The following is a 25,582-nucleotide window of genomic DNA, read 5'->3' as shown; positions in this document are numbered from 1 at the left end:
AGTTTTTGTGCTGCTGAATATCCCTTTGTAGGAGCTGCCGAAGGCTGCGATCTTTTGATCTTGATTCTAAAAAAGATCAAAAGATCGCAGCCTTCGGCAGCTTCTACAGGTTTTTATGACGGGTTTTGAATGGTGTATTTCATCACCGTCACCGGCAATTCCTCGTACACCATTTCCTCAATCACCTCCCATCCCAACCGTGCATACAGCGATTGCGCCGCATCGGTGTACAAGTACAACTCCCGCACCCCCAGCGCCGCCGCTTCTGCAACCACACGGTTAACCAGTTGCGAAGCAACCCCGCGCCCGCGTTCTTCAGCTTTCACATAAACCCCGGCCAGCCAGGGCGTCAGTTTCGGGCGCAGCTTCAGATCGTTTTCAATCAGCAGTGCGCCGCCGAGCAAGCGCGAACCTTCAAGCGCCACCACAACGCTGGGAACCGCGCCTTTGCCGCAGGATTCACGCATATGCTCGATACGATCCTGGACAGTCTGGCCCGGGCGAAACTCGCCCCACTCCTGGAAGTTGAGCGTGGCCAGTTCTTCAATCAATTCGGGGTGATCGCACAGGTAATCAATGTGCATGCGGGTGAACTCCATTTCGGTGGTTGATCCACCACCCTAATGCGGTCATAAAAGGTAATCAAATCCGCCTTGCGATCGTGTCTGTGATGTTGCGCAATGTCGGCCCTGACCTAAGCTTCTGACAAGGCGACACCTATTTGCCAGATAGCCCCGGAACAATCGCCACGATGCGCAATCATTAGAGCGTGGATATTAAAAGGAGATGCGCATGCTCATCAGGTCACTGACCCTGACACTCTTGCTGGCGATTGCCGGCCCTCTGTTCGCCGCTGACAACGATTCGCCGATTGCCGGCGACATGGGCCGCGCCCGACCGCTGATCGTGATCGCACAAAGCACCGTTGACCCCGTGTGGGTCGGCCTGAAAAAGTCGCTCGACGATCCCGCCAACAAAAAAGGCGTCGCTGATCGCAACATCAAGGTTTACACGATCCTCAACATGTCCGGCCAGCTCGACGGCAAAGACCTCGGCCAGCAAGACACCATGGCGCTGCTGCGCTCGCTGAAGCTGGGCGCCGGGGCGTATCCGAAAGTGTTCCTGGTGGGCAAGGACGGCGAGACCAAACTGTCGGCGTCGGGGGATGAAGCGAAAGCGGTGGATTTGAAGAAAATCTTCGACACCATTGATGCTTTGCCAGCGACCGAGAAAGACATCGCGCCACCGTCCGTGGCAACCACACCGGCAGCCGCTGAACCGGCCGCAAAAGGCGCAAAAGGCACCAAACCAACCAAACCTGCAAAACCCACCAAGCCACCGGAAATGCCGGATGACTAACTGAAGTCAACGCATATCCCCCTGTAGGAGTGAGCCTGCTCGCGATAGCGGCATGTCAGTTGATACATGTGTTGACTGATACACCGCTATCGCGAGCAGGCTCACTCCTACAGTTTTAAGCTGCGTGTTCTTGCAATGCTGTTTGCAAGCGCTTCATCTCTTGCACAAAACCTTCATACAATCGATGCGCCTCCTGCTGAGTCGTGCTCGACTTGCACGCCACCTCCAGTTGCTCACACGCCGCAATCAACGGCGTCGCATGAATAATCCGCGCGCTCCCGAGAATCTTGTGGCAACGCCGCGCCATGCCTTCAAAATCCCCCGTTGCAAACAGCGTTTCCATCGCCTCGAAATCCTGCTGATTGGTGCGTAACACCGTCTCCAGCAATTGCCGGGTCAGCCCCGGATCGCCAGCTGTAATGTCGCTGACCTTGGACGGATCAAAACACGCCGCACTGGCCTGACGTTCACGTTCGGATTCACGCAGATAACGCTCCAGGGCACTGCGTGTCAGCGGTTTGAACAGGCAGGCGTTCATGCCCGCGTCGAGACAGCGGCGGGTTTCCTCTGGCTGCGCATTGGCGGTCAGCCCCAGCACATGAGTCGGCGTGCGCCCCTCGGCAGCTTCGATGGCGCGCAACTGGCGGGTCATCTTGTCGCCATTGAGCAGCGGCATATTGCAGTCAGTGATCAAGTAGTCGAAAGATTCTTCGCTCCACAGGCGCAACCCTTCGAGACCGTTTTCGGCGCAGGCCACGCGCATCCCCAGCGATTCCAGTTGCCGCTGCAACACCACGCGATTGAATTCGTGATCTTCGACAATCAGCACATGCCGCGACGGCAGCGGTGGCAGATCTTCAGCCGCCATCGTCGGCAGAGTTTGTGTCTCGGTGTGCAAGCGGGTGCTCAGGTTGAGGGTAAAGCACGAGCCGAGCCCCGGCTCGCTTTCGCAAGTCAGTTGCCCACCCATCAGCTCGGTCAATTGCTGACAGATCGACAATCCCAGCCCCGTGCCAATCTGTGCTTCGCTCTGGCCGTCAGCGAATTGGGTGTACGGCTGAAACAGGCGCTGGCGCTGTGGCTCGTCCATGCCGATGCCACTGTCGCGCACCGCCAGGCGCAATTGCACCAGATCGCCGTGAGTCAGCAGGCTCAACTCAACGCTGACCGTGCCTTGGGCGGTAAACTTGATCGCGTTGCTCAGCAGGTTGGAAAGAATCTGCCGAAAGCGCAGCGAATCGAGTTCCACCGCTTGATCGGCATCGTCGGTGATCAAAGTCAGGTCGATGTTTTTCTGCTGCGCGAGGCTGGCGAACGCCTGCACCACGGTGCGCGCCAGACGCTCGGGATAGCAGCGGCTGCTGCGCAATTCGAACTGGCCGGCTTCAAGTTTGGTCAGGTCGAGAATCTCGCCGATCAGCTCCATCATGCCGCCGGCCGACTTCTGCGCAATGTCGATCAACTCGCCGTCGCCGGTGCGCTCGGGATGACGATTGCGCAGCAGTTCGAGCACGCCGATCAACGCGCTCATCGGCGTGCGGATCTCGTGGCTCATCACCGCCAGAAAATGGCTTTTGCCACGGTTCGCCGCCTCGGCCTGGTGCTTGGCGGCCAACAGTGCGTGTTGCAGATGCTGTTGTTCGGTCAGGTCGATCCAGCCGCCGATCACGCCGGTCATTTTGCCGTCGGAGTCGCGGTAGGGCAGGGCCCAGTGGTAGATGTGGAAGGTGTGGCCCTTGACCGAGAGCGGGAAATTGTCGAACGACGGCTCGCCGCTTTCCAGGGTGGCGCGGTGGATGCGTTTGTAGTTGTGGGCGTTATCCAGCGGCAGCACGTTGGCCTCGATCAGGCCTTTGTGCAGCACCTGCTCAAGCTCCACGCCCATCACCTGCAAATAAGCGCGGTTGCAAGTGAGCAGCAGGCCTTTGCGGTCGCGCACGTAAATCGGGTGCGGCGTGCCATCGACCAACGCCTTCATAAACAGCAACTGATCGCTCAAGGCTTTTTGCGCTTTGAGACGCTCGGCGATTTGCCGGCGCAGGCCGAGGTTCCACGCGATAAAACCAAGCAACACCGCCACCAAAACCATCGCCGCACGCAGAATCCAGCGTTTGTAAGTGCTCCAGCCGTCCTCGCCGTTCTGCGGGTTTTGCCAGCGGTTGGCCAAATCGCTGAACTCGCCGGGGGCGATGTCGAGCATGGCTTTGTCGAGGATCGAAATCAGCGTGGCGTTGTGTTTGCCGGTGGCGAAGGTGATCAACGCCGGTTGTGTGCCGAGCACTGAGTCGATTTGCAGGCGTCCACGAAAGTAGCGATCAATCAGATAGGCCGCGCCCATCTGCGGCTGAATCACGCCCTCGACCTGTCCTTCGGCGAGCAGTTCGTAAGTCTCGATCGACGTATCGACTTCGACCGCGCGCAACTCCGGCCATTCCCGCGCCAGCCAATGCGCGGCTTCCGAGCCCTTGATGATCGCCACGGCCCGGCCTTTCAGCCCGCTCATGCCCTCGCGGTTGGGCTTTACCCGTGTAACCAGTACAAACGGATTGACCACGTAGGCGCGGGAGAACTTCAGATCCTTGTGCCGGCGCTCGCTGTAAGTCAGCGCCGCGATCAGGCTGGGTGGATCGCGTTGCGCACGACGGGTCATGGCGTCCATCGAGGTGATTTTCTTTGGCTGAAACGCGAGGCCCGTGCGGTCGTTGATCAGCTCGAGCAAATCGGCGGACATGCCGCGCATTTCGCCTTCGGTATCGAAAAAGCTGAACGGCGAATACATGTCGTTGGCCAGCACCTCGACAATCGGATGATCCTTGATCCACTGCTGTTCGACCGGCGTCAGTTGCAGACGGCCGTAACCGAGTTTCGGGTTTGAGCCGATGCCCCAGCGCCGGGCGATTTGCGCACGTTCCGCCGGGGAGATTTTTGCCAGAACGTTGTTGAACAGGTTGAGCAACTGCGCGTCTTCGCGCTGCATGGCGAAGCTGAAACCCAGGCCTTCGGAGTCGCGCTGAATGGTTTGTTTGAGGCTCTGCTGGTAACTGCGTTCGAGCAGGTATTGCGCGGAGATCGCATCGGTCAGCAGCACCTTGTTTTCGCCATAAGCCACCAGGCCGAGGCCGTAGGGTGTCGACTCGACCGCCTCGCGGGGATGATCAGGAAACAGTGCGGCAACGCGACCCGGAATCATCCAGTCCGAATCGAACAGAACAGTGGTGTCCTTGGGCAACTGATTGTTCGCCCAGTGGGTGCCGAAACGGCTGACCAGCACCGCTTGATCGTACGCATACGCCGCACTCATGCGCAGTTCGCTGTACTGGTTTTCCAGATGATTGATGCGTGGCACCACATCGATGTCGCCACGTTGCAGGGCGGCGAGGGCTTCGGCCTGATTGGCGAACCGTTCGATCTGCACCCGCAGGCCCAGAGTGCGAGCGATGATGTCGAGGTAATCGGCGGACAGGCCTTGGTATTCACCACCGTCGGCGGTGATGTCGAGCGGCGGCCGATCCGGCAGATAGACCCCGGCGCGCAACACGGCTTTTTGCGTCAAAAAATGCCGTTGCGTGCTGCTCAGGGGCAGGGTTTGTTGATTGCTGGTCGCGCGGCTGAGCAGGCTCAGCGTGTCGGCCTGGGCGCTCAATGCCAGCCAGCCGAGGCAGAGAACAGCGAGCAGTTGTCTGAACCGGTTCATCGCTCAGACCAGATGATTGCGTTTGGCGAACTCGACCAGATCAAGCAGCGTGTGGGTGTCGAGTTTTTGCATCAGGCGGGTCTTGTAGGTGCTGATGGTTTTGTTGCTGAGCAGCATGTCGTTGGCGATCTGCATGTTGGTCTTGCCCTGCGCCAGACCGTGCAAGACTTTGAGTTCGCGACGGGTGATGGTGTCGATGCGCTTGGCGTCGTCCTGGGTGTATTCACTGTGATTGACCGAATCCAGCGTCCCCGGCGGAAACCAGCGTTCGCCATTGGCCAAGGCTTTCAGTGCGGTGAGAATCTCCCTCGGATCATCGCCCTTCGACAGATAACCCGCCGCCCCGGCGCGCAGGCATTGCGTGGCGTAGGCCATACTTTTCAAACCGGTGTGTACCAGCACGTGCGCCGTACTGCCGCCGATGCGCAAACGGTCGATCACCGCCATGCCGTCGAGTTGCGGAATGTCCAGATCCAGCACAATCGCATCGGGCTGCAGCTCGAATGCCTTGCTCAAGGCATCGACGCCGTTGTCGCACTCAGCCACCACGACATGGCCCTCGCGCGCGAGAATCATCGCGATTGCCATGCGCACCACAGCGTGATCATCGACCAGCAGCACTTTCATCGATCAGTCCTCAAGCCCGGTTTCAGCATAGCCCGCACGCCGGGAAGAGCACGGCGCGGGCGCGACCGCGAAAAAAGAGCGCGATGCTACTTGGTTTGAGGGGGGATGCAAGAAAAGAGGACTGCACGAATGACAATGGCTACCCCAGCCTTTGTGGTGAGGGGATTCATCCCCGATGGAGTGCGAAGCACTCCCAAAACCGGACGCTCCGGTGAGTCAGAAAAAACAGGGTTCTCTTTTGGGGCCGCTGCGCAGCCCAACGGGGATAAATCCCCTCGCCACAGGGATTAGTTTCACAGGGGATTAGTGTCACTAGGGGATCAGTGTCACAAGGGGCTAGTGTCACCAGGGATCAGTGTCACTAAAGGGAGTACCACAGGTTTGGTGCCTGCCTTTATCGAGTAATTGCACTCAGGATCGTGTGCGCAATCTTCACCCGTTCCGCATTCGGGTAGTTCTTGTTCGCGAGGATCACAATGCCGACATCCTTCGATGGCACGAACGCCACGTACGCGCCGAAGCCTCCGGTTGCGCCGGTTTTGTTGTACAGCACGTTCTGCGGCTCGGGTTGCGCCGGGGTCAGCCATTGCACTTTGTGCGCTTGCAACGCCATCGGGTTCGAATTGCCGTTTTGCAGTTTTTCCAGACTGATCGGATAGGCGTAACGCTCCCAACCCAGACCCTGGGTCATGTCACCGACGGTGTAGTAACCGGTGTGCGTGGCGGCGACGGCTTGTTGCAGGGGCTGTTTCAGGCTGGCCGGTTTCAGGTTCGCTTCGACGTATCGCAGCAGGTCGGCGGCGCTGGTTTTGATGCCGTAGGCTTCAGCGTCCAAGGCGCCGGGGCCAACACGCACCGGTTGGTTTGCGCTGTTGTAGCCTTGGGCGTAGAGGTTGGCTTCGGACTCGGGCACGCTGAGGAATGTGTGCTGCAAACCCAGTGCTGGCAGCAGGGTTTGGGTCATCGCCTGATCAAACGACTGACCGAGGCTCTTCGCCGTCAGATAGCCAAATAGCCCCAGACTTGGATTGGAATACAGGCGATGGCTGCCCGGTGGATACAGCGGTTTCCATTGCTGGTAATAGCCGAGCATCTTGTCCGCCGAATCGGCTTCAGCGGGAAATTGCAGTGGCAGACCACCCGCGCTGTACGTGCCCAGTTGCAGCACGCTGATGTTGTCGAATGCGCTGCCGTGCAGCTCAGGCCACAGCGAGCTGGCCTTGCTCGACAAATCCAGTTTGCCCGTCGCCTGCGCATAACCAGCCAGCGTCGCAGTGAAGGTTTTGCTCACCGAACCGATTTCAAACAGGGTGTTTTCGCTGACCTTCAGCCCGCTGTCCTTGTTGGCGACGCCGTAGTTAAAGTAATGCGGTTGGCCATTAACAGTCAGGGCGATGGCCAGGCCTGGAATGTTCTGCTGCTGCATCACCGGCGTAACGGCAGCGCTGACCAAGGCTTGCAGTTGTGCATCGGTTGGCGCAGCAGCCGAACAGGCAGCCGCGCCGAAGCAAAGTCCAAAAGCGCTGTAGGAAAAGAGTTTGCTCGGCATGATTGAACGCATAAATGAACCACTCTCCATGAGTGTTGATTATTCTATCCCGCTACACTGCGGACGATTTCCCGTTCGGGCGGTTGATCAGCGCGGCCAATTTAGGCAGTCCGGCGCCAATCGACAAACGATGAAATCTCGCATGAGCCATTAGAAAAATTTGGGACTGGGCATGATTCGACCGCAATTGCCGCTGAACGCACTGCGCGCATTCGAAGCTTCGGCGCGCCATCTGAGCTTTACCCGCGCGGCGGTGGAGTTGTGTGTGACCCAGGCCGCCGTCAGCCATCAGGTCAAAAGCCTTGAGGCGCAACTCAACGTAACCCTGTTCAAACGCCTGCCCCGTGGGCTGATGCTGACCGGCGAGGGCGAAACGCTGTTGCCGGTCTTGAGCACGTCGTTTGATCACATCGCGCAAATTCTTGAACGCCTTGCCGACGGACATTATCGCGAAATGTTGACCGTGGGCGCGGTCGGCACGTTCGCAGTGGGCTGGCTGTTGCCGAGGCTGGCGGATTTCCGGGCGAAACATCCGCTTATAGATTTACGGCTGTCGACTAACAACAACCGTGTCGATGTCGCGGCGGAAGGGCTGGATTACGCGATCCGCTTCGGCGCGGGAGCGTGGCATGGCATCGAGGCGACACGCTTGCTCGACGCGCCGCTGTCGGTGTTGTGCGTGCCGGAAATCGCCCGGCAATTGCACGCGCCTGCGGATTTGTTGCAGCAGACATTGTTGCGTTCCTATCGCACGGATGAATGGCCGGAATGGTTTCACGCGGCGGGCATGGCGACACATGCTGCACCGCCGCAGAGCATCGTGTTCGACTCGTCGCTGGCGATGATGGAAGCGGCGTTGCAGGGCAGTGGAGTGGCATTGGCGCCACCGCTGATGTTCGCCCGACAACTGGCGGCGGAGGCGATTTGTCAGCCGTTCGCGATTGAAATCACCACCGGCAGTTATTGGCTGACACGTTTGCAGTCACGCCCGGAAACGGCGGCGATGCTGGCGTTCAAATCATGGCTGCAGAACGCTTCCTTTTAGGAGCAAAGCTTGCTCGCGAAGACGGCAGCGGATTCAACGATGATGTCGTCTGCCAGGACGCTTTCGCGAGCAAGCTTTGCTCCTACAGGTCATGGTTTGCGCCGTTGGTCTGTTCGATAGCACCCGTCGTGCGCCACCGTTTCCAACGTGTACGACCCGGGCTTTCCGGGCCTCCTTGGTGAGGTGTGTCATGGCTAACGATCTGCTGTTTCAGGGTGGTGTACTTCCAACCGATCCAACCCAACCGGTGCCCGGTACCGATGAGCCGACACTGGGAGATCATGATTCACCGATGGGCATGCCACCAGGGCGCGATCCGCTGAGTGATGGCGACCGGCCTGACGACTGGAAGGATCCGGCTGCCGACGACGATGTGCCGCCAGCGGATGAGCCAACGCCGTTGTCGGATGATCGACGCTAGTTGATGAGGTGTTTGTCCGGGCCCCATCGCGAGCAAGCTTTGCTCCCACAATGAACAGTTGCATCACCACTGACTTGTAGGAGCCGAGCTTGCTCGCGAAGGCGGCATCAGCCCCAACATCCATCAACGATCAAACTCAGCAGTCCGCACCATCACTCCTGCCGCTCACCTAACCCCACCCACGCCAGATACGTGAGCAGTACACCCGGCGCGAGAGGCGTTTGTGGCGATGTTGCGGGAGGAATTCACTTAGGCTTTTGATCTCCGTAGGAGCTGACGAAGGCTGCGATCTTTTGACGTTGCCTGTAAAAAAGATCAAAAGATCGCAGCCTTCGGCAGCTCCTACAAGGGGGGCGTTTGCAGGGCTTTCAGGCCACCGCCAAATCCCGCATCAACAGCCCAAAGCGCAAATCCACCGCATCCGGAATCGGCAAATACACCGTGTGCCCATCCCCCGGCGCCACCTCGATCGCGCCGCCCTGAGCGTTGTGCAACTCATGCAGATCAAAGTGAAAGTTGCCCTTGGGCGTCATCAATTCCAGATGGTCACCCACCGCAAAGCGGTTCTTCACCTTGACCTCAGCCAGCCGATCGCGCCGCTCCCCGGTCAGTTCACCGACAAACTGCTGACGCTCCGACACCGAGCTGCCGTGCAGATAATTCTGATACTCGTCATGCACATGCCGGCGCAGAAAACCCTCGGTGTACCCGCGTTGGGCCAGTGACTCCAGATCCGTCATCAAGCTGCGATCGAACTCGCGCCCGGCCACCGCATCATCAATTGCCCGGCGATACACCTGCGTGGTGCGCGCGCAATAGAAGTGCGATTTCGTCCGACCCTCGATCTTCAGCGAATGCACGCCCATGCGCGTCAACCGCTCGACATGCTGCACCGCGCGCAGATCCTTGGCGTTCATGATGTACGTGCCGTGCTCATCCTCGAACGCCGGCATCAACTCATCCGGGCGATTGGCCTCCTGCAACAGAAATACCTGATCGGTAGGCGCGCCAATACCAAGGGTGGGCTCGGGCTCAAAGGTCTGCACGATCTCGCCGAGCTGATTTTCCGTGGCTTGCTGCGCCGAGTATTTCCAGCGGCAGGCGTTGGTGCAGGAACCCTGATTGGCGTCGCGCTTATTCATATAGCCCGACAACAGACAGCGCCCGGAATAAGCCATGCACAACGCGCCGTGGACGAAAACCTCCAGCTCCATGCCCGGCACTTGCTGGCGAATCTCGCCGATCTCTTCCAGCGACAATTCCCGCGACAGAATGATCCGGCTCAGCCCCTGCTGCTGCCAGAACTCCACGCTCGCCCAGTTCACCGTGTTGGCCTGCACCGACAGGTGAATCGGCATCTGCGGGAAGTGCCGACGCACCAGCATGATCAGCCCCGGGTCGGACATGATCAGCGCATCCGGCGCCATCTCGATCACCGGCGCCAGATCCTTGAGGAAGGTTTTCAGTTTGGCGTTGTGCGGCGCGATGTTGACCACCACATAGAAGCGCTTGCCCTGCGCCTGCGCCTCTTGAATGCCCAGCGCCAGATTGGCGTGATCGAATTCGTTGTTGCGCACGCGCAGGCTGTAACGCGGCTGGCCGGCATACACCGCATCGGCACCGTAGGCGAAGGCGTAACGCATGTTTTTCAGGGTGCCGGCGGGAGCCAGCAGCTCGGGCGCGGCGAGGGGCAGGGTAGGCGTCATGGTGGAGTCGGTCGCAAAAGCCCGGCAGGTTAGTGCAGACGCCGGTGCGGGTTATTGATCTGCGTCTACATTTGCGCGGCCGGCACTCAGGCGCAATCCGCAACTATGCTCAATAAATAAAGATGGCACTCGCGCGCGCGCCGGCTGACTAAGCATCGGGGCGTGCATGGCGCCTGACTGACATGGACCGGACATGAACGCAAAAAGTCTTCAATTCAAATCGCTGACAGTGCTGCTGCTGTTGGTCACCGTGGCCTTTATCTGGATTCTGTTGCCGTTCTACGGCGCGGTGTTCTGGGCGGTGATTCTCGGGATTCTGTTTGCGCCGATGCAGCGCCGCATTCAGGCAAAATTTGGCTGGCAGCGCAACTTCACGTCGCTGTGTACGCTGAGTATCTGTCTGGTGATCGCAATTTTGCCGGTGATCATTCTCAGCGTGTTGCTGGTGCAGGAAGGCGCGACGGTCTACAAAAACATCGAAAGTGGCGAGTTGGATATCGCGGCGTATCTGGCGCAGTTCAAGCACAGTCTGCCGCCGTACTTTCAGCATTTGCTCGATCGCTTCGGCATGGGCGAGCTCAACGGTTTGCGCGAGAAAATCGTCAAAGCGGCGATGCAGGGCAGTCAGGTGCTGGCGAGCCAGGCGTTCAGTTTTGGTCAGGGCACGTTCGAGTTTGTGGTGAGTTTTTTCATCATGCTGTATCTGCTGTTCTTCTTCCTGCGTGACGGTGCCGAACTGGTGCGCAAAGTGCGCATCGCCGTGCCGCTGGAGGAAAACCACAAACGTCGCTTGCAGCTGAAATTCAACCGCGTGGTGCGGGCGACGGTGAAGGGCAACCTGGTCGTGGCGATCACGCAGGGCGCGTTGGGCGGGGCGATTTTCTGGTTTCTCGATATCCCCAGCGCGTTGCTGTGGGCGGTGTTGATGGCGTTTCTATCGCTATTGCCGGCGGTGGGCGCGGGGATTGTCTGGGCGCCAGTGGCGGTGTACTTCCTGCTCAGCGGGATGATCTGGCAAGGCGTGGTGCTGGGGTTGTTCGGGGTGTTTGTGATCGGTCTGGTGGATAACGTGTTGCGACCGATTCTGGTCGGCAAGGACACACGCATGCCCGATTACATGATTCTGATCTCGACCCTGGGCGGTCTGGCCGTGTTTGGCCTCAATGGTTTCGTGATCGGTCCGTTGATCGCTGCGCTGTTTATGTCGAGCTGGGCGCTGTTCATTGAGACCAAGCCGAAAGTTCAGCTGCCTTAAGCGTGGAACGGCGCGCTGGCGATTTTCTCTGCCTGCGCCTGAGCGGCTGGCAATGAAGCGAGCGGGCCGCTGATCGGTTCGCCGTTGCGCATCAGGTACCAGCAGGCGAGCAAACCCGACGCTCTGAGCGAGGCGGGAACGGCGCTGCCGATAACGGACATGATTTGAACCTGAGCCATGACAAGTACCTCCAGTGATCTATGGAGCTACCTTAGGGACTCGATGGTTTAACGGACAATCAACGTTTTCGATAGTGGTCATTGACGCCAATGAGGTTTGGCGTCAGTCCACCACTTGATCGAGCATGTGCATGACTTCGTGCTCGTTGAGCAGGCCCTTGTGCACCAGATTCTCTGCCAGTAACGAGAGAAATTTGGCGCAGCGGTGACCTTCCAGGTGCTTGAGTTCGGTGAGGGTGTTGTACACCTTGCCCGAGGTGCATAAACCGACAATGCGGTGCGGGTTCTGTGTTGGCATGGATCGTCCTTGTTTTTATCAACCTGTTGTTTACGGACGGATTCAGCTTGCGGTTCCGTCATGACAAAAAGATGACCGTTGTGTGTTCAGCCTCAACGATTCCTGATTGATCATGACGACTTTAGCCTTTGAAACTGTCCTCACAGCGACCTTGACGAGATTTTTTCAGACGATGGCCGACAAACGGTCAAAAAAAAGCCCCGCTTCAATAGCGGGGCTCTGGTTTACCAGCGACCGTAATGCGGAGGATACGGACGACCGTAATAACCGTGTGGTGGCCCGTAATACACCGGGGCCGGCACGTAAACCGGTTGTTGCACGTAAACCGGCGCCGGTTGGTAGTAGACCGGTGGCGGCGGTTGTTGCACATACACCGGAGGCGGTGCGGCATACACCGGCGCTTGCTGCACGTACACGGGACGGTTCTGGTTGATAAGCGCCGAGCCAATGATGGCCGAGCCAACGATTGCGCCAAACACCGCAGGGCCTTGCCAGTAATTGCCACCGTGGGCTTGCGCTTGCCCCGTAACAGCAAAAGCACCGATCAACAGGGCCACTATGGGGAGTTTACGAATCATGATAATTCCTCGGTTCTTCAACCCGTCGTCCAGGCCTGCAATAGGCTCATGAACGTCACGGGGATACTTCTAAGACAGCGAAATTCTGAAATTCAGCACAGCCGCCAGGTAAATTTTGTGTAAGGTCTGTACCGGTTTCTTTACCGGGCATTCGACCCTTGTGGCGAAGCCTGTGCAGACACGTCGGTATGATCGAACAGACCCGATGGAATGGCTAATCCCGTCCATCCGAAAGTGCGTTTAGAAGGAGAAGTTTCATGCAGATGAACCCGAACAAAGACACCCAATTGTGCATGTCCCTGTCCGGGCGCCCCGGCAACTTCGGTCTGCGGTTTCACAACCATTTGTATGAGCAGTTAGGCCTGAATTTCTATTACAAGGCGTTCAGCAGCCAGGATCTGACCGGCGCTGTCGGCGGCATTCGTGCGTTGGGCATTCGTGGTTGCGGCGTGTCAATGCCGTTCAAGGAAGCCTGCATTGCGCTGGTCGATGAGCTGGATGCGTCGGCGGCGGCGATCCAGTCGATCAACACCATCGTCAACACCGCCGGGCATCTCAAGGCTTACAACACCGATTACATCGCCGTGGCGCAATTGCTGGAAACCCACGCCGTGCCGAAAGAATCGACATTCGTCCTGCGCGGCAGCGGCGGCATGGCCAAAGCGGTGGCCAGTGCCCTGCGCGATGGTGGATACAAAAACGGTCTGATCGTGGCCCGCAATGAACGTGCCGGACGTGCGCTGGCGGACTCGCTCGGTTATCGCTGGCAGGCAGAATTGGGCGATGAACGGCCACAGATGCTGATCAATGTGACGCCGGTGGGCATGGACGGCGGGCCGGAGGCGGGGCACTTGGCGTTTGAGCCTGAGGTGATCAAAGCGGCGCAGACGGTGTTTGATGTGGTGGCGATTCCGTCGGAGACGCCGTTGATCGTGCGTGGTCGCGCGGAGGGTAAGCGGGTGATAACCGGGTTGGAAGTGATCGCGATTCAGGCCCTGGAGCAGTTTGTACTGTACACCGGGGTGCGGCCGAATGAGGAGCAGTTTGCGGCGGCGGTGGCTTTTGCGCGTAGCTGATTGCACGGTTTTGTAGCGGCCTCACCGGCCTCATCGCGAGCAGGCTCACTCCTACAGGGGAACGCATTCCAATTGTAGGAGTGAGCCTGCTCGCGATGGCCGCGACACGGTTCCAGATCAGACTTTTGCCTATACTGCCTCCCCAGCAAGCACAGACTTGCCCACCATAAAAACCATGACCGAGGCCCCCATGCATCCGCCCATCCTCAACCTGCATCAGGTCGAACTCGAACCCTTACCCGAAGCCCTCGCCCCTGAAGGCGAAACCGCGGGCCGCTATCAGCAACGCATGGCGCGGGTCGGTCAGCAGCTTGGCTCACAGAAACTCGGCTATCGCCTCTACGCCTTGCCACCCGGCATGCGCGGCAGTCCGTTTCACAGTCATCGGGTCAACGAGGAAATGTTCTACGTGGTGGCCGGGGAGGGCGAGGTGCGCCTTGGTGCCGAGCGCTTTCCGATTCGCGAGGGTGATGTGATCGCCTGTCCACCGGGTGGGCCGGAGAAGGCGCACCAGATCATCAATACCAGCCAGGCTGAATTGCGCTATCTGGCGGTGAGCACCCAGCAGCCGGAGATCTGTGAGTATCCGGATTCGAATAAATACGCGGTGATGGATAACTTCACGGTCGATGCCGAGGGCAATGCCTCAGGTTTCGTCGCCGTGGCGCGGCAGGCGGATGGCGTGGATTACTGGGACGGCGAATAGCCCACAGATCCTGAATTGACGCACAACCCTGTAGGAGTGAGCCTGCTCGCGATAGCGGTGTGTCATTCAAAGATAATGTGACTGACACACCGCTATCGCGAGCAGGCTCACTCCTACAAGGGGTTTATGTTGGTTATTCGAGGCGGGCTAGGCGCTCTTCCAGCGCGGCAATGCGTGCTTCCAGCTCTTCGATACGCTCAAGCGAAACACCGCCACTCGCACCGCGCTCCTGCGGATTACTGCGCGCCGCCAGAATCGCCTCGATATCCGCCGGATCGCCCAGCGCGTGGGTATAGCGATCCTCGCGCTGCCCGGCCTGACGTGGAATCAACACCGCCAACCCGCGCGCGATCAGGCGCTCAAGTTGATGCACCACCTGCTCGGCATCTTCGAAATCGTGCATGCGGCCGCTGCGGGTCAGCAGTTCGTTGACGGTTTGCGGGCCGCGCAGAAACATCAAACCACTGAGAATCACCTGCGCCGGCACCAGTTCCAGCGCCTTGTCGACCTTGTGCTCCCAGCGGTCGGCGCGGCTGCCCATGACCAGTTTGGCAAAACCGCGACCTTCGAGTGCGCGCAGGCTTTGGCCGACCTGGCCTTGGGTCAGGTTCATCACCGGTTCGCGGCTGGTTTTCTGGTTGCACGCCGTGACCAATGCGTTGAGGGTCAGCGGATAGGTTTCCGGGCTGGTCGCCTGTTTCTCGATCAACGAGCCGAGGATGCGGATTTCCGTGGCGTTGAGCCGCGGCTCGTCGAAGGTGGATTCTGGTTCTGTGGTCATCGCGCGTTCCCTCTGCAGTCGAAGCCGCCTAGCCTAATCCTTGCCAAACAAAAGGCAAGCCGTGCGGTCATCAAAGCATGGCTATAATCGCCTCCTTGTTCCACCCAGCCACCACACGAGACTGCCATGACCATTTCCCTGTACGCTGCATCCGTCCCGGTTTTTCAACAAATGCTCAACGCCCTGAGCGATGTGCTGAAAAAGGCTGAAGCCCACGCCACCGAGAAAAACATCGATCCGAACGCGTTCCTGCAAGCGCGTCTGTTCCCGGACATGTTCCCGCTGACCCGTCAGGTACAGATCGCCGTCGATTTCGCCAAAGGCGTTTCCGCGCGTCTGGCTGAAGTCGAACTGCCGAAATACGACGACACTGAAACCTCCTTCGCCGAGCTGCAAGCGCTGATCGCCAAGGTCTTGGCCTTCATCGGCGAGATCAAGCCAGAGCAGATCGATGGCAAGGAAGGCATTGAAATTGTGACCCGTCCGGGCACGCCGAAAGAGAAGCGCTTCAGCGGTCAGTCGTACTTGCTGACTTACGGCCTGCCGCAGTTCTTCTTCCACGTCACCACCACTTATGCGCTGCTGCGTCATAACGGTGTGGAAGTGGGCAAGCGCGATTACATGGGCGCGTTCTAAGCGGCCAGAAGCCCCTCACCCTAACCCGCTGCTTGAGGGAGAGGGGACTGACGGAGTTGTGTGTTCGAGCTGCACCGACGTGAAATATCAAGTCGAACACTCGTTTTGAACAGCACACAGATCAGCTCCCTTTCCCCTCGCCCCCTTAGGTGAGAGGGTTGGGGGTGAGGGGGAAAAGATCTCCGCCACAAAAAAGCCCGCCAAGGTTCACACCATGGCGGGCTTTGTTTTTTGTAGGAGTGAGCCTGCTCGCGATAGCAGTGTGTCATTTAACGATGATGTTACGGACACAACGCCATCGCGAGCAGGCTCACTCCTACAGGGGTCATGCGGTGCGTTGGGCTTTCTCTTCTTCACCCAGGCAAGCCGCTGCGGTAAACAGCACGTCCGTCGAAGAATTCAACGCCGTCTCCGCCGAATCCTGCAACACGCCAATAATGAAACCGACCGCCACCACCTGCATGGCAATCTCGCTCGGAATCCCAAACAGGCTGCACGCCAGCGGAATCAACAACAGCGAACCACCCGCCACACCCGAAGCGCCGCACGCACAAATCGCCGCGACCACGCTCAGCAGAATCGCTGTCGGAATGTCCACGGCAATGCCCAGTGTGTGCACCGCCGCCAGCGTCAGCACGGTAATGGTGATCGCCGCGCCGGCCATGTTGATGGTCGCGCCGAGCGGGATCGACACCGAATAGGTGTCTTCATGCAGGCCCAGACGCTTGCTCAATTCCAGATTGACCGGAATGTTCGCCGCCGAGCTGCGGGTGAAGAATGCGGTGATACCGCTTTCGCGCAGGCACATCAGGGTCAGCGGATACGGGTTGCGACGCAGTTTCCAGAACACGATCAGCGGGTTCATCACCAGCGCCACAAACAGCATGCAACCGAGCAGCACGGCCAGCAGGTGCGCATAACCGATCAGCGCGCCGAAACCCGAGGTCGCCAGCGTCGACGCCACCAGACCGAAAATACCCAGCGGCGCGAAGCGAATCACCACGCGCACGATCAAGGTCACGCCGTTGGACAAATCACCGAGCACTTCACGAGTGGTGTCGCCAGCATGCCGAATCGCCACGCCCATGCCGATCGCCCAGGCCAGAATGCCGATGAAGTTGGCTTCGATCAGCGCCTTCACCGGGTTTTCCACCACGCTCAACAACAAGCTCTGCAGCACTTCACCAATACCGCCCGGTGCCGTCACCGCGACGTTTTCGGTGGACAGCACCAGATGCGATGGAAACGCCATGCTCGCGACCACAGCCACTACGGCAGCGGCGAAGGTGCCCAGCAAGTACAGGAACAGAATCGGGCGAATATGGGTTTCCTGACCGTGTTTGTGGTTGGCAATCGAGGCCATTACCAGCACGAACACCAGAATCGGTGCGACGGCTTTCAACGCCGAGACAAACACTTTGCCGATGAACGCTGTGTCTTTCGCGACTTCCGGGGCGAACAGCGCCAAAGCGATACCGGCGATCAGGCCGATGAGGATCTGCGCGACGAGGCTCAGGTTCTTCAGGCGTTGCAATAGAGAAGGGGAGGAAGCAGTCATAACGGCATCTCTGATTTTTTATAAGCGCAAGGTTGAGTGAACGCGCTGGCAAATTCGGGGGCAGACCAGCGTCACGAACCGAAAGGGTGAGGCGATATCAACGCCGTTAAACGGGCGGTTGATCAGGGGTGTACGTTTTTCAGGGCGCGGACTTTATCACAGCGTAGGCTTTATCCTTCAGGCGTGTGACGATCTGCCGCCGGATCAGGCAACAAAGTCGGCAGGTTTGTGCAAGTCACTGCGGACACACTCTGTTAAGATTGCGCATCCTAATTTTAAAGTTCTGCCAGCGGGCCCTCGGGTCAACGCTGGTGTCGTCGTTTTGCTGGAGTTACCCATGCTGTTACCCATCCTTCTGTTGTCCGCCGCCGGTTTTACGGTGTTGACCACGGAATTCGTCATCGTCGGCTTGCTGCCGGCGATCGCTCGCGACCTTGAGGTCAGCATTCCGCAGGCCGGGCTGCTGGTCACTCTATTCGCGTTCACGGTGGCGCTGTTCGGGCCATTCCTCACCGCGTATTTCGCTCGATTTGAACGGCGCAAGTTGTTCATCAGCATCCTGATCATGTTCGGCATCGCCAACACCGTGGCAGCATTGGCGCCGAATATCTGGGTGATGGCGTTTGCCCGATTGATCCCGGCTCTTGGTTTGCCGGTGTTCTGGGCATTGGCCAGTGAGACTGCGGTGGACATCGTCGGCCCGGATTTCGCCGGTCGCGCGATTGCCAAGATCGGTTTCGGCATCGTCTGCGCCACGGTATTCGGCATTCCGGTCGGCACGCTGATTTCCGATGCGTTCGGCTGGCGCAGTGCCTTCGGCATTCTGGCGGTGATCGCCTTTGCCAAGGCCTTGCTACTGTTTGTGTACCTGCCGAAAACCAGCCTGCACCAGCATCAGGTCAGCTTCGCGTCGCAGTTCAAGATCCTGCGCAGCCCGCTGATGATCGGCCATATCGTCCTGTCGATTCTGGTGTTCAGCGGTATGTTTACCGCTTACACCTATCTGGCCGACATCCTTGAGCGCCTCGCCGGTTTCAACGGCACCGTGGTCGGCTGGTGCCTGATGGGCTTCGGCGCGGTCGGGCTGATCGGCAACTCGCTGGGCGGTCGCGCAGTGGATAAGCACCCGCTGGGCGCGTCGGTGTTGTTCTGCGCATTCATGATTGCCGGCATGGTCTCGCTGGTGCCGAACATTCATTCGCCAGTGGGGCTGGCGGTGGCGATGGGTATTTGGGGTATTACCCAGGCAGCGTTGTTCCTGGTCAGCCATGTGCGCCTGATGAAAGCCGCACCAGAAGCACCAGCCTTTGCTGCCTCGTTGAACATTGCCGGGGCCAATCTGGGGATCGGCCTGGGCGCCATGGTCGGTGGCCGGGTTATCGACGGTGCAGGTCTGGGCTTTCTCGGTTTTGCCGCCGCCGGTTTCATTTTGTTGTCGGTGTTTCTGGCCATGGTGTTGATGACGCTGAAGCCGCGCGAAGTCTGCGCCGAAGCGTCATAACGCGGTAAACAACTCGCGTCGGGCACCTTCGGTAATCGCAACGATGCCGGGGTGCTTGACCTTGCGCTCCACCGAAATGGCGTAGAACGACTCGGTCACCGCGTCGGTCTGGCCAATCAACTCGACGCCGTATTGGCGCTTCACTTCATCGGCAATCACGCTCGGGCCAATAAAAATCCCGCTGCCGGATTGGCCGAAGGCCTGCATCAAAGCACTGTCATCAAACTCCCCAACGATTTGCGGCTGAATCTGCTGCTCGGCAAACCAGCGCTGCAAACGGCTGCGCACCACGGTTTCGGCGCCGGGAATCAATAGCGGCGCACCGTGCAGGCTGCGTGGGAAATCCTGGCCGTACTTCGCCGCCAGTTCGGCGGTGGCGAAGAAACTGATCCCGCATTCTCCTAGCTTCTGGCTGTAGCCCTTGATGTCGAGGTGCGAGGGCATCGGGCTGTCGGAAATCACCAGATCCAGACGCTGGATCGCCAGGTCGGCGAGCAAACGTTCGAGTTTGTCTTCGCGGCAGGTGATGCGCAGCGGTTCGCTGAGCTCCATGGTCGGCGCGATCAGGCGATAAACGATGGATTTCGGCACCACGTCCGCCACGCCAACGCGGAACAGGATTTGCTGTTCGTTGGGCTGCGCGCGCAGCATCAGCTCCAGTTCGCCGCCGAGTTGAAACATCTGCTCGGCGTAGGGTAGGGCCTGGCGCCCGGCTTCAGTCAACTCCAGTTGACGACCCACGCGCCGAAACAACTCTATGCCGTAAGTTTGTTCGAGCAGGGAAATCTGCCCGCTGATGGTCTGTGGCGTCAGGTTCAGCTGCTCGCACGCACGCACGATGCTGCCGGTCTTGGCCACGACCCAGAAGTAATGCAGTTGTCGGTAATTGAGCATCCGCCGCGCCCCCGTGTAGGAGCTGCCGAAGGCTGCGATCTTTTGACTTTTTTTTAAAAGGCCAACATCAAAGGATCGCAGCCTGCGGCAGCTCCTACATTGAATAGTGTGTGAGTTCGTAAAAACCGAAGTATAGCCGCTTAAAATACGAATTTTCCTGAAGTGTTCACCTCCCTAGAATGCCCAGCCATCGACGGCCGGTCTGTGAGCCTGTCTGTTCATTCGAAGGAAGCCTCATGAAATTCAAAAGCACTGCACTGTTGATTGCGTCTTTACTGGTTCTGGCCGGTTGCGATCAAGCCGAAAAAAGCGCTCAGCAACTGATGGGCAAAGCCGCCGAAAGCGCCAAACAGGCGATCGACGACACCCATAAAGCTGCCGAGCAAGCGCTCAGCGACGCTACCGGCGGGCTGATCGAGAAAAAACCAACACCGGAAAAAGACTCGGACGAATCCGAATCTTCCTCCAAGACCATCTAATTTAGTCACACAAAGAGTCAGGACTGACCCATGGAATATTTGTTAGAACTCGCCGCCAGCCCGACCGCCTGGGTTGCCTTGGCCACACTGGTGGTGATGGAAATCGTGCTCGGCATCGATAACCTGATCTTTATTTCGATCCTGACCAACAAGCTGCCTAAGCAGTACCAGCAGAAGGCCCGCCGCATCGGTATCGGCATGGCGTTGATCCTGCGTCTGGCGCTGTTGAGCACCATCGCGTTTATCGTGCAGTTGACGGAACCGGTGATCGACATCCTCGGCCAGGCCTTCTCCTGGAAGGACATGATCCTGATCGCCGGTGGTCTGTTCCTGGTCTGGAAAGCCACAACCGAGATCCACCACAGCATGGATCCGGCACCGGAAGATCCAAAGTCGGCCACGTCGACCGTGACGCTGGGCTTCGCGGCTGCGATTGGTCAGATCCTGTTGCTCGACATGGTGTTCTCGATCGACAGCATCATTACTGCGGTCGGCATGACCGAGCACTTGCCGATCATGATTATCGCGGTGGTGGTGTCGGTGCTGGTGATGTTGCTGGCGGCTGATCCGCTGGCCAAGTTCATCAACGACAACCCGACTGTGGTGATGTTGGCCTTGGGCTTCCTGATCATGATCGGTATGACCCTGATCGCCGAAGGCTTCGGCGCCCACGTACCGAAAGGTTATGTGTACGCGGCCATGGCGTTCTCGGCGGGTATCGAGGTGCTGAACATGTTGTCGCGTCGTGCCAAGCAGAAGAAACTTGCTGCGCAGGCTTAACCGCTGACCATGCAAAAGGCCGCCTGAACTGCATAAGTTCAGGCGGCCTTTTTGCATCCTGTAGGAGCTGCCGAAAGCTGCGATCTTTGATCTTCAACGTCAAAGGATCGCAGCCTTCGGCAGCTCCTACAAAGTCCAATTGCGTTTTCTTTCCGAAAAATCCCTTGGGTCAGTGCGCGGTCGCGTGACGGGTGGGTTGTTTCTCGACTTTCTCAACCTTCGCAGGCTCAACCGGATGATGGTGCCGCCGCGAAATCCGCAACACCCCCCACAGCATGGCCGCCGCCACGGCCAGCCAACTGGCAATCAACATCACAATGGTCATGGTCAGGCTCATCAGTGCCTCCTCTTTGCCCTGCGTCGGGCTCACACTTTTTCAATTCGCTCTGTTTCACTGACAGTCTAGTTGCCCGGGTGTTACACGCTATTGACCAAAGGTCGGTGATGACTAATCAGTTTGCTCTATGCAATCGCCGCCCCTGCGGTTTAAGGCTATACCGCAGCGGTTTGCCGCCCTATGATCGGTGACCTTGCCGGAACACGATACCGGCGTCTGAACAAAGAGCGAAGATGGTGCAGGTATTTTCTCGAGTGTGTGCGGCGCTGTTGGTTGCTGGCTGCGTGGCTGCATTGACGGGGTGTGCGGGCAGTGTGGCGCCGGAGGTCAAGCGTTTGCCGGAGCGTGTCGAACTCAGTGGCAGGTTCTATCGGGGGCAGGCCTTCCAGAGCGGGCCGCAGGTATTGGCCAGTCTGCTGTCGCAGCAGGGCGTGGTGATCACCCCGGGTTTGCTGGAAAAACCGCTGCATGTGCCGGGCGCTGAAGACAAGTTGCAGCAGAACATTCAGAACCTTGCCCGTGAATACGGCATGGTCGTCTATCCGCTGGACAGCAATCTGCCCGCGCTGCTGACTCAGGTGGCGGCCGGTTACCCGGTGATGGTGCGTTTCAGCGAAGGCTCGGCGTTCTGGGCTGAGCCGCGTTACGCGATCCTTTCCGGCTACGACCGCAATAAACAGAAAGTCCTGCTGCGCGCCGGCATGAACCGTCGCGAGTTGATGGACTTTGCCTCCTTTGAATCAGCTTTCGAAAAATCCGGCGGCTGGGCAATTCTGATTCAAAAACCGACGCAGATTCCCGCTGCGGTGGATCGTGCGCGTTGGCTCAAAGCGGCCGATGAACTGGCGCAGGCCGGTCAGGAAAACGAAGCGGCGCAGGCGAAAAAGGCCTTGGCGGCGCACTAGTTCTCCGTTCGTCATCTGCCGGGCACGTCTGTGTCCGGCAAGCCTCTTACCTCTATAACCCGATTTCGCGGGTGAATCAGGAGGCAAGCATGGCAGAGTCCACATCCCCAAAAGGCCCACATTCATCCGAGCATTCCTCGGGCGATGACCTGGGTTTCGATCCCGATTCACCGGATCTTGACGACCCGCAAGTCGATCCCGTTGGCCCGGCCAAGGCGCCGAAAGACGTGAAGCCCGGCGACGACGACAAAAAACCGGCCAAACCCTACGACCCGTTAGCCAATCTGAAACCTTGATGCGAGGTGCGTATGAGTACCGATTCAAGCTTCGATGATCAAAAACCTGACAGCGTACCGACGACGCTTGAGCCTGAAGTTGATCCAGTGCTGGATCCGGACAGCCCGCTGCGCGATCCGCTGGCCCGGCCGAATGTGCTGACGCCGGATCTGGAGCGGGATCCGAGCAAGGGGGATGGCATACCTGATGATGAACAGATGCCGTTGCCGAATGATTGAGGTCTCTCAGATTTAGTGAGATCTAAATGTGGCGAGGGGATTTATCTGTGGCGAGGGGATTTATCCCCGATGGGTCGCGAAGCGGCCCCCGCTTTTGATTTAAAAGAAGGGCCTGCTGCGCAGTCCATCGGGGATAAATCCCCTCGCCACAGCCAAGAGTGAAAACCTCAATAAGACGTTCTACTTCGAAGCCTCAACCACGCCACTCTGGCGATTCTTCAGGTTCTTATCAGTCTTGTACTGCTGTGCCACCGCCGGAACACTGGCACTGCGCCCAGTCTCAACCCAGCTACGAATCCGGCTCGCATCGGCAAAATGCGTGTACTTGCCGAACGCGTCCAAAATCACTAGCGCCACCGGGCGATTGCCCATGCGCGTCACCAATACCAGGCAGTGACCAGCAGGATTGGTAAAGCCGGTTTTAGTGATCTTGATGTCCCAGTCTGCCTTGTTGACCAAGTGGTCGGTGTTACGGAAACCCAGGGTGTAATTGGGTTTACGGAACGACACGGTCTTTTCCTTGGTGGTCGTCAATTCAGTGAGGATCGGGTACTTGCTCGCTGCGACCAACAACTTGCTCAAATCGCGCGCCGTGGAAACGTTGCGCTCGGACAAACCGGTCGGCTCGACGTAGTGAGTGTTGGTCATGCCCAGCGCCTTGGCCTTGGCGTTCATCGCCGCGATAAAGGCTGCATAACCGCCCGGATAATGATGCGCGAGGCTGGCGGCGGCACGGTTTTCCGAAGACATCAAAGCGATCAGCAGCATCTCGCGGCGCGGCAGTTCACTTTTCAGTTTGACTCGGGAGAACACGCCCTTCATCTCTGGCGTGTTTTTGATGTCGACATCGATCCATTCGTCCATGTTCTGTTTGGCTTCAACCACCACCAGGCCAGTCATCAGCTTGCTGACGGAAGCGATCGGCACGATCACGTCAGGGTTGCTGGAATAAATGACTTTGTTGGTCTGCATATCCATGAGCAGGGCGCTGCCGGAAGCGATCTTCAGGGTCGAAGCGTCACGCGGGGCAGCGGTGGTTTCCGCAGCGTTGATCGTTGGCGTGATGAATGTGCCTGTGAAAGCAAAAAACAGGCTCAGAATCGAAAGACGAATTTTCACGCGGGCGAACTCATAAAGGTTGGATATTCCGTTAGTTTGTAACGGGTTATTTCTTCAAAGCGTCGCATTCTAGGAGTATGGCTGAAGATCTGTCGATGGTTGTTTGAGTGACCTGAAAATCTCGTGAAAAGGCCTGTAAAAAGAGGGGTTTCCGGCGAACGGTTATAGTTTTTTCTCGAATACGAAAAACCCCGCACGGGGCGGGGTTTTGATGCTGCGAAAAAACCGTCTTAAGCGTGCAGGGTTTCTGCTGCGTAGAGGGTGTTTTCCAGCAGGCAGGCACGGGTCATCGGGCCAACACCGCCCGGGACTGGCGTGATCCAGCCAGCGCGGGGCAGGGCGGTTTCGTAAACAACATCGCCGACCAGTTTGCCGTCGTCCTGACGGTTGATGCCGACGTCAACGACGATCGCGCCTTCCTTGATCCATTCGCCCTTGACCAGGCCCGGCTTGCCGGCGGCGACGACCACCAGATCAGCACGGCCGACGTGGCCGGCAAGATCCTTGGTGAAGCGGTGGGTCACGGTCACGGTGCAACCGGCCAGCAACAGTTCCATCGCCATCGGGCGACCGACGATGTTGGAAGCGCCAACGACCACCGCGTCCAGACCATAAAGATCAACACCGGTGCTTTCCAGCAGGGTCATGATGCCTTTAGGCGTGCACGGACGCAGCAGCGGGATGCGCTGGGCCAGACGGCCGACGTTATAAGGATGGAAACCGTCGACGTCTTTGTCCGGGCGGATGCGCTCCAGCAATTTGGAGGCGTCCAAGTGCTCAGGCAGCGGCAGTTGCAGGAGGATGCCGTCGATCGCAGGGTCGTCGTTGAGGCGATCGATCAGATCGGTCAACGCTTGTTGCGTGGTTTCGGAGGGCAGGTCGTAGGCTTGAGAGAGGAAGCCGACCTCTTCACAGTCTTTACGCTTGTGCGAGACATAAACCTGAGAGGCAGGATCGCTGCCGACCAGGATCACCGCGAGGCCGGGAGTGCGCAGGCCTTGCTGGCGACGCTCGGCAACTCGTTTGGCGATCTGCTGGCGCAGGCTGGCGGCGATCGATTTGCCGTCGATTAGTTGTGCAGTCATTGCGCGTGATTAACCATCGAGAGGGGAAAAAAAGAGAACGCATTCTCGCATGTCGGGCGGTGAGGGCAAAGGCGCTTGGTCAGCAAATTCCCCTAACTCCTTTAATTAAATGAATTTTTTTCAAAAAGGATTTGACGACCTTCGGAGCGCTCTATACTATTCGTCGCACTTGTCGGGCACAGCCTAGCACTGGTTAAGAAGGTCGAGCAGGATTACGGTTTTGCGAAGACTGAAAAGCACTTAGTTTGTAGTTCTTTTAGAGTACAGATTAATAAGGCGCCCGTAGCTCAGCTGGATAGAGCATCCGCCTTCTAAGCGGATGGTCGCAGGTTCGAGTCCTGCCGGGTGCGCCATTAGGCAGCTTTGGCACAAGTAACGCGATATGGTGGGCGTAGCTCAGTTGGATGTCCTAGGGAGTTGGAGTAGCGTAGTCGTGGTGTCGTTCCAGTACTTCAACCCCGTAGTACGATAGGAGACAGATGTAAGAGTCGGGCGCGTG

The 25,582-nt window shown here is 58.3% G+C and carries 27 protein-coding genes and 1 tRNA gene; 14 read left to right on the top strand and 14 right to left on the bottom strand.

The window, feature by feature from the left end:
- Positions 1-113 precede the first annotated feature (113 nt).
- Positions 114-584, bottom strand: a complete 471-nt coding sequence (locus ACIP66_RS06515) for a GNAT family N-acetyltransferase (RefSeq protein WP_400646428.1) — start codon at positions 582-584, stop codon at positions 114-116.
- 208 nt (positions 585-792) lie between these two features.
- Here ACIP66_RS06515 and ACIP66_RS06510 point away from each other — a divergent pair, with 208 nt between their 5' ends.
- Positions 793-1,359 (top strand): DUF4174 domain-containing protein, encoded by a 567-nt coding sequence (locus ACIP66_RS06510; RefSeq protein ID WP_212551401.1) that lies wholly within the window; start codon positions 793-795, stop codon positions 1,357-1,359.
- A gap of 115 nt (positions 1,360-1,474) precedes the next feature.
- On the opposite strand, the gene ACIP66_RS06505 is transcribed toward ACIP66_RS06510, so the two are convergent.
- The 3 genes from ACIP66_RS06505 to ampC all read right to left on the bottom strand — a co-directional run bounded on the left by ACIP66_RS06505 (position 1,475) and on the right by ampC (position 7,229).
- The gene (locus ACIP66_RS06505) at positions 1,475-5,053 is read right to left on the bottom strand and encodes an ATP-binding protein (protein WP_400646426.1); all 3,579 of its coding nucleotides are present in this window, start codon (positions 5,051-5,053) and stop codon (positions 1,475-1,477) included.
- Between the two features lie 3 nt (positions 5,054-5,056).
- Positions 5,057-5,680, bottom strand: a complete 624-nt coding sequence (locus tag ACIP66_RS06500; RefSeq protein WP_400646424.1) for a response regulator — start codon at positions 5,678-5,680, stop codon at positions 5,057-5,059.
- A gap of 394 nt (positions 5,681-6,074) precedes the next feature.
- The gene (gene ampC, locus ACIP66_RS06495; RefSeq protein ID WP_400646593.1) at positions 6,075-7,229 is read right to left on the bottom strand and encodes a class C beta-lactamase; all 1,155 of its coding nucleotides are present in this window, start codon (positions 7,227-7,229) and stop codon (positions 6,075-6,077) included.
- Positions 7,230-7,401: 172 nt separating this feature from the next.
- On the opposite strand from ampC, the gene ACIP66_RS06490 reads away from it, so the two are divergent.
- Together ACIP66_RS06490 and ACIP66_RS06485 are read left to right on the top strand one after the other, a co-directional pair.
- Complete coding sequence (locus ACIP66_RS06490) at positions 7,402-8,274, top strand: LysR family transcriptional regulator (RefSeq protein WP_400646422.1); 873 nt, start codon at positions 7,402-7,404, stop codon at positions 8,272-8,274.
- A gap of 190 nt (positions 8,275-8,464) precedes the next feature.
- Complete coding sequence (locus ACIP66_RS06485) at positions 8,465-8,695, top strand: hypothetical protein (RefSeq protein ID WP_053121836.1); 231 nt, start codon at positions 8,465-8,467, stop codon at positions 8,693-8,695.
- Positions 8,696-9,063: 368 nt separating this feature from the next.
- On the opposite strand, the gene yegQ is transcribed toward ACIP66_RS06485, so the two are convergent.
- Positions 9,064-10,401, bottom strand: a complete 1,338-nt coding sequence (gene yegQ, locus ACIP66_RS06480) for a tRNA 5-hydroxyuridine modification protein YegQ (protein ID WP_400646420.1) — start codon at positions 10,399-10,401, stop codon at positions 9,064-9,066.
- 193 nt (positions 10,402-10,594) lie between these two features.
- Between yegQ and ACIP66_RS06475 the strand changes: the two genes are divergently transcribed.
- On the top strand, positions 10,595-11,656 hold the full coding sequence (locus tag ACIP66_RS06475) for an AI-2E family transporter (protein WP_159815807.1): 1,062 nt from the start codon (positions 10,595-10,597) through the stop codon (positions 11,654-11,656).
- Here ACIP66_RS06475 and ACIP66_RS06470 read toward each other — a convergent pair.
- From ACIP66_RS06470 to ACIP66_RS06460, 3 genes are all read right to left on the bottom strand, one after another.
- Positions 11,653-11,835 (bottom strand): hypothetical protein, encoded by a 183-nt coding sequence (locus tag ACIP66_RS06470; RefSeq protein WP_159815806.1) that lies wholly within the window; start codon positions 11,833-11,835, stop codon positions 11,653-11,655. The genes ACIP66_RS06475 and ACIP66_RS06470 overlap by 4 nt on opposite strands.
- 103 nt (positions 11,836-11,938) lie before the next feature.
- Complete coding sequence (locus tag ACIP66_RS06465) at positions 11,939-12,133, bottom strand: hypothetical protein (protein WP_400646417.1); 195 nt, start codon at positions 12,131-12,133, stop codon at positions 11,939-11,941.
- Between the two features lie 224 nt (positions 12,134-12,357).
- The gene (locus tag ACIP66_RS06460; protein WP_400646414.1) at positions 12,358-12,711 is read right to left on the bottom strand and encodes a hypothetical protein; all 354 of its coding nucleotides are present in this window, start codon (positions 12,709-12,711) and stop codon (positions 12,358-12,360) included.
- Between the two features lie 257 nt (positions 12,712-12,968).
- On the opposite strand from ACIP66_RS06460, the gene ACIP66_RS06455 reads away from it, so the two are divergent.
- Both ACIP66_RS06455 and ACIP66_RS06450 read left to right on the top strand, forming a co-directional pair.
- Positions 12,969-13,787, top strand: coding sequence for a shikimate 5-dehydrogenase (locus ACIP66_RS06455; RefSeq protein WP_400646412.1), 819 nt, complete (start codon positions 12,969-12,971; stop codon positions 13,785-13,787).
- Positions 13,788-13,977: 190 nt separating this feature from the next.
- Positions 13,978-14,493, top strand: a complete 516-nt coding sequence (locus tag ACIP66_RS06450; protein WP_400646410.1) for a cupin domain-containing protein — start codon at positions 13,978-13,980, stop codon at positions 14,491-14,493.
- Positions 14,494-14,626: 133 nt separating this feature from the next.
- Here ACIP66_RS06450 and ACIP66_RS06445 read toward each other — a convergent pair whose 3' ends face one another.
- Positions 14,627-15,274: a YceH family protein gene (locus ACIP66_RS06445; RefSeq protein ID WP_159815548.1), complete on the bottom strand. Its 648-nt coding sequence runs from the start codon at positions 15,272-15,274 to the stop codon at positions 14,627-14,629.
- A 126-nt stretch (positions 15,275-15,400) separates the two neighbouring features.
- Here ACIP66_RS06445 and ACIP66_RS06440 point away from each other — a divergent pair, with 126 nt between their 5' ends.
- The gene (locus ACIP66_RS06440; RefSeq protein ID WP_053121818.1) at positions 15,401-15,910 is read left to right on the top strand and encodes a DUF1993 family protein; all 510 of its coding nucleotides are present in this window, start codon (positions 15,401-15,403) and stop codon (positions 15,908-15,910) included.
- Positions 15,911-16,235: 325 nt separating this feature from the next.
- On the opposite strand, the gene sstT is transcribed toward ACIP66_RS06440, so the two are convergent.
- Entirely contained in the window at positions 16,236-17,468 is a 1,233-nt protein-coding gene (sstT, locus tag ACIP66_RS06435) for a serine/threonine transporter SstT (protein WP_159815549.1), read from the bottom strand.
- A 337-nt stretch (positions 17,469-17,805) separates the two neighbouring features.
- On the opposite strand from sstT, the gene ACIP66_RS06430 reads away from it, so the two are divergent.
- Positions 17,806-18,969 carry an MFS transporter gene (locus tag ACIP66_RS06430; protein ID WP_159815550.1) on the top strand — a complete coding sequence of 388 codons (1,164 nt, stop codon included), beginning with the start codon at positions 17,806-17,808 and terminating at the stop codon, positions 18,967-18,969.
- Here the strand turns inward: ACIP66_RS06430 and nhaR are convergent.
- Complete coding sequence (nhaR, locus tag ACIP66_RS06425) at positions 18,964-19,863, bottom strand: transcriptional activator NhaR (RefSeq protein ID WP_212545707.1); 900 nt, start codon at positions 19,861-19,863, stop codon at positions 18,964-18,966. The genes ACIP66_RS06430 and nhaR overlap by 6 nt on opposite strands.
- A 236-nt stretch (positions 19,864-20,099) precedes the next feature.
- Here nhaR and ACIP66_RS06420 point away from each other — a divergent pair, with 236 nt between their 5' ends.
- Together ACIP66_RS06420 and ACIP66_RS06415 are read left to right on the top strand one after the other, a co-directional pair.
- The gene (locus ACIP66_RS06420; protein WP_053121810.1) at positions 20,100-20,342 is read left to right on the top strand and encodes a hypothetical protein; all 243 of its coding nucleotides are present in this window, start codon (positions 20,100-20,102) and stop codon (positions 20,340-20,342) included.
- A gap of 30 nt (positions 20,343-20,372) precedes the next feature.
- A complete protein-coding gene (locus ACIP66_RS06415) occupies positions 20,373-21,122 on the top strand; it encodes a TerC family protein (protein ID WP_053121808.1) in 750 nt (249 codons plus the stop codon).
- 169 nt (positions 21,123-21,291) lie between these two features.
- Here ACIP66_RS06415 and ACIP66_RS06410 read toward each other — a convergent pair whose 3' ends face one another.
- The gene (locus ACIP66_RS06410) at positions 21,292-21,459 is read right to left on the bottom strand and encodes a hypothetical protein (RefSeq protein ID WP_400646403.1); all 168 of its coding nucleotides are present in this window, start codon (positions 21,457-21,459) and stop codon (positions 21,292-21,294) included.
- 233 nt (positions 21,460-21,692) lie between these two features.
- Here ACIP66_RS06410 and ACIP66_RS06405 point away from each other — a divergent pair, with 233 nt between their 5' ends.
- The 3 genes from ACIP66_RS06405 (at position 21,693) to ACIP66_RS06395 (ending at position 22,879) form a co-directional block, all read left to right on the top strand.
- On the top strand, positions 21,693-22,364 hold the full coding sequence (locus tag ACIP66_RS06405; protein ID WP_282357044.1) for a peptidase C39 family protein: 672 nt from the start codon (positions 21,693-21,695) through the stop codon (positions 22,362-22,364).
- Between the two features lie 89 nt (positions 22,365-22,453).
- The gene (locus ACIP66_RS06400; protein WP_053121804.1) at positions 22,454-22,660 is read left to right on the top strand and encodes a DUF6021 family protein; all 207 of its coding nucleotides are present in this window, start codon (positions 22,454-22,456) and stop codon (positions 22,658-22,660) included.
- 12 nt (positions 22,661-22,672) lie between these two features.
- Positions 22,673-22,879: a hypothetical protein gene (locus ACIP66_RS06395; protein ID WP_400646401.1), complete on the top strand. Its 207-nt coding sequence runs from the start codon at positions 22,673-22,675 to the stop codon at positions 22,877-22,879.
- A gap of 180 nt (positions 22,880-23,059) precedes the next feature.
- Here ACIP66_RS06395 and pbpG read toward each other — a convergent pair whose 3' ends face one another.
- Together pbpG and folD are read right to left on the bottom strand one after the other, a co-directional pair.
- Complete coding sequence (gene pbpG / locus ACIP66_RS06390; protein ID WP_400646399.1) at positions 23,060-23,998, bottom strand: D-alanyl-D-alanine endopeptidase; 939 nt, start codon at positions 23,996-23,998, stop codon at positions 23,060-23,062.
- Between the two features lie 230 nt (positions 23,999-24,228).
- On the bottom strand, positions 24,229-25,083 hold the full coding sequence (folD, locus tag ACIP66_RS06385) for a bifunctional methylenetetrahydrofolate dehydrogenase/methenyltetrahydrofolate cyclohydrolase FolD (protein ID WP_053121798.1): 855 nt from the start codon (positions 25,081-25,083) through the stop codon (positions 24,229-24,231).
- 276 nt (positions 25,084-25,359) lie between these two features.
- Between folD and ACIP66_RS06380 the strand changes: the two genes are divergently transcribed.
- Positions 25,360-25,436, top strand: a tRNA-Arg gene (locus ACIP66_RS06380).
- Positions 25,437-25,582: the final 146 nt, after the last annotated feature.

Origin of the sequence: Pseudomonas sp. NPDC088429 (assembly GCF_044753305.1) — a bacterium.
Taxonomy (GTDB): Bacteria; Pseudomonadota; Gammaproteobacteria; order Pseudomonadales; family Pseudomonadaceae; genus Aquipseudomonas; species Aquipseudomonas rustica.
This window is presented reverse-complemented; position numbering and strand designations above follow the sequence as displayed.

Coding starts and splice junctions, on each gene's coding strand:
- ACIP66_RS06515 (WP_400646428.1), bottom strand. CDS start 584: ATGCACATTGATTACCTGTGCGATCACCCCGAATTGATTGAAGAACTG.
- ACIP66_RS06510 (WP_212551401.1), top strand. CDS start 793: ATGCTCATCAGGTCACTGACCCTGACACTCTTGCTGGCGATTGCCGGC.
- ACIP66_RS06505 (WP_400646426.1), bottom strand. CDS start 5,053: ATGAACCGGTTCAGACAACTGCTCGCTGTTCTCTGCCTCGGCTGGCTG.
- ACIP66_RS06500 (WP_400646424.1), bottom strand. CDS start 5,680: ATGAAAGTGCTGCTGGTCGATGATCACGCTGTGGTGCGCATGGCAATC.
- ampC (WP_400646593.1), bottom strand. CDS start 7,229: ATGCCGAGCAAACTCTTTTCCTACAGCGCTTTTGGACTTTGCTTCGGC.
- ACIP66_RS06490 (WP_400646422.1), top strand. CDS start 7,402: ATGATTCGACCGCAATTGCCGCTGAACGCACTGCGCGCATTCGAAGCT.
- ACIP66_RS06485 (WP_053121836.1), top strand. CDS start 8,465: ATGGCTAACGATCTGCTGTTTCAGGGTGGTGTACTTCCAACCGATCCA.
- yegQ (WP_400646420.1), bottom strand. CDS start 10,401: ATGACGCCTACCCTGCCCCTCGCCGCGCCCGAGCTGCTGGCTCCCGCC.
- ACIP66_RS06475 (WP_159815807.1), top strand. CDS start 10,595: ATGAACGCAAAAAGTCTTCAATTCAAATCGCTGACAGTGCTGCTGCTG.
- ACIP66_RS06470 (WP_159815806.1), bottom strand. CDS start 11,835: ATGGCTCAGGTTCAAATCATGTCCGTTATCGGCAGCGCCGTTCCCGCC.
- ACIP66_RS06465 (WP_400646417.1), bottom strand. CDS start 12,133: ATGCCAACACAGAACCCGCACCGCATTGTCGGTTTATGCACCTCGGGC.
- ACIP66_RS06460 (WP_400646414.1), bottom strand. CDS start 12,711: ATGATTCGTAAACTCCCCATAGTGGCCCTGTTGATCGGTGCTTTTGCT.
- ACIP66_RS06455 (WP_400646412.1), top strand. CDS start 12,969: ATGCAGATGAACCCGAACAAAGACACCCAATTGTGCATGTCCCTGTCC.
- ACIP66_RS06450 (WP_400646410.1), top strand. CDS start 13,978: ATGCATCCGCCCATCCTCAACCTGCATCAGGTCGAACTCGAACCCTTA.
- ACIP66_RS06445 (WP_159815548.1), bottom strand. CDS start 15,274: ATGACCACAGAACCAGAATCCACCTTCGACGAGCCGCGGCTCAACGCC.
- ACIP66_RS06440 (WP_053121818.1), top strand. CDS start 15,401: ATGACCATTTCCCTGTACGCTGCATCCGTCCCGGTTTTTCAACAAATG.
- sstT (WP_159815549.1), bottom strand. CDS start 17,468: ATGACTGCTTCCTCCCCTTCTCTATTGCAACGCCTGAAGAACCTGAGC.
- ACIP66_RS06430 (WP_159815550.1), top strand. CDS start 17,806: ATGCTGTTACCCATCCTTCTGTTGTCCGCCGCCGGTTTTACGGTGTTG.
- nhaR (WP_212545707.1), bottom strand. CDS start 19,863: ATGCTCAATTACCGACAACTGCATTACTTCTGGGTCGTGGCCAAGACC.
- ACIP66_RS06420 (WP_053121810.1), top strand. CDS start 20,100: ATGAAATTCAAAAGCACTGCACTGTTGATTGCGTCTTTACTGGTTCTG.
- ACIP66_RS06415 (WP_053121808.1), top strand. CDS start 20,373: ATGGAATATTTGTTAGAACTCGCCGCCAGCCCGACCGCCTGGGTTGCC.
- ACIP66_RS06410 (WP_400646403.1), bottom strand. CDS start 21,459: ATGAGCCTGACCATGACCATTGTGATGTTGATTGCCAGTTGGCTGGCC.
- ACIP66_RS06405 (WP_282357044.1), top strand. CDS start 21,693: ATGGTGCAGGTATTTTCTCGAGTGTGTGCGGCGCTGTTGGTTGCTGGC.
- ACIP66_RS06400 (WP_053121804.1), top strand. CDS start 22,454: ATGGCAGAGTCCACATCCCCAAAAGGCCCACATTCATCCGAGCATTCC.
- ACIP66_RS06395 (WP_400646401.1), top strand. CDS start 22,673: ATGAGTACCGATTCAAGCTTCGATGATCAAAAACCTGACAGCGTACCG.
- folD (WP_053121798.1), bottom strand. CDS start 25,083: ATGACTGCACAACTAATCGACGGCAAATCGATCGCCGCCAGCCTGCGC.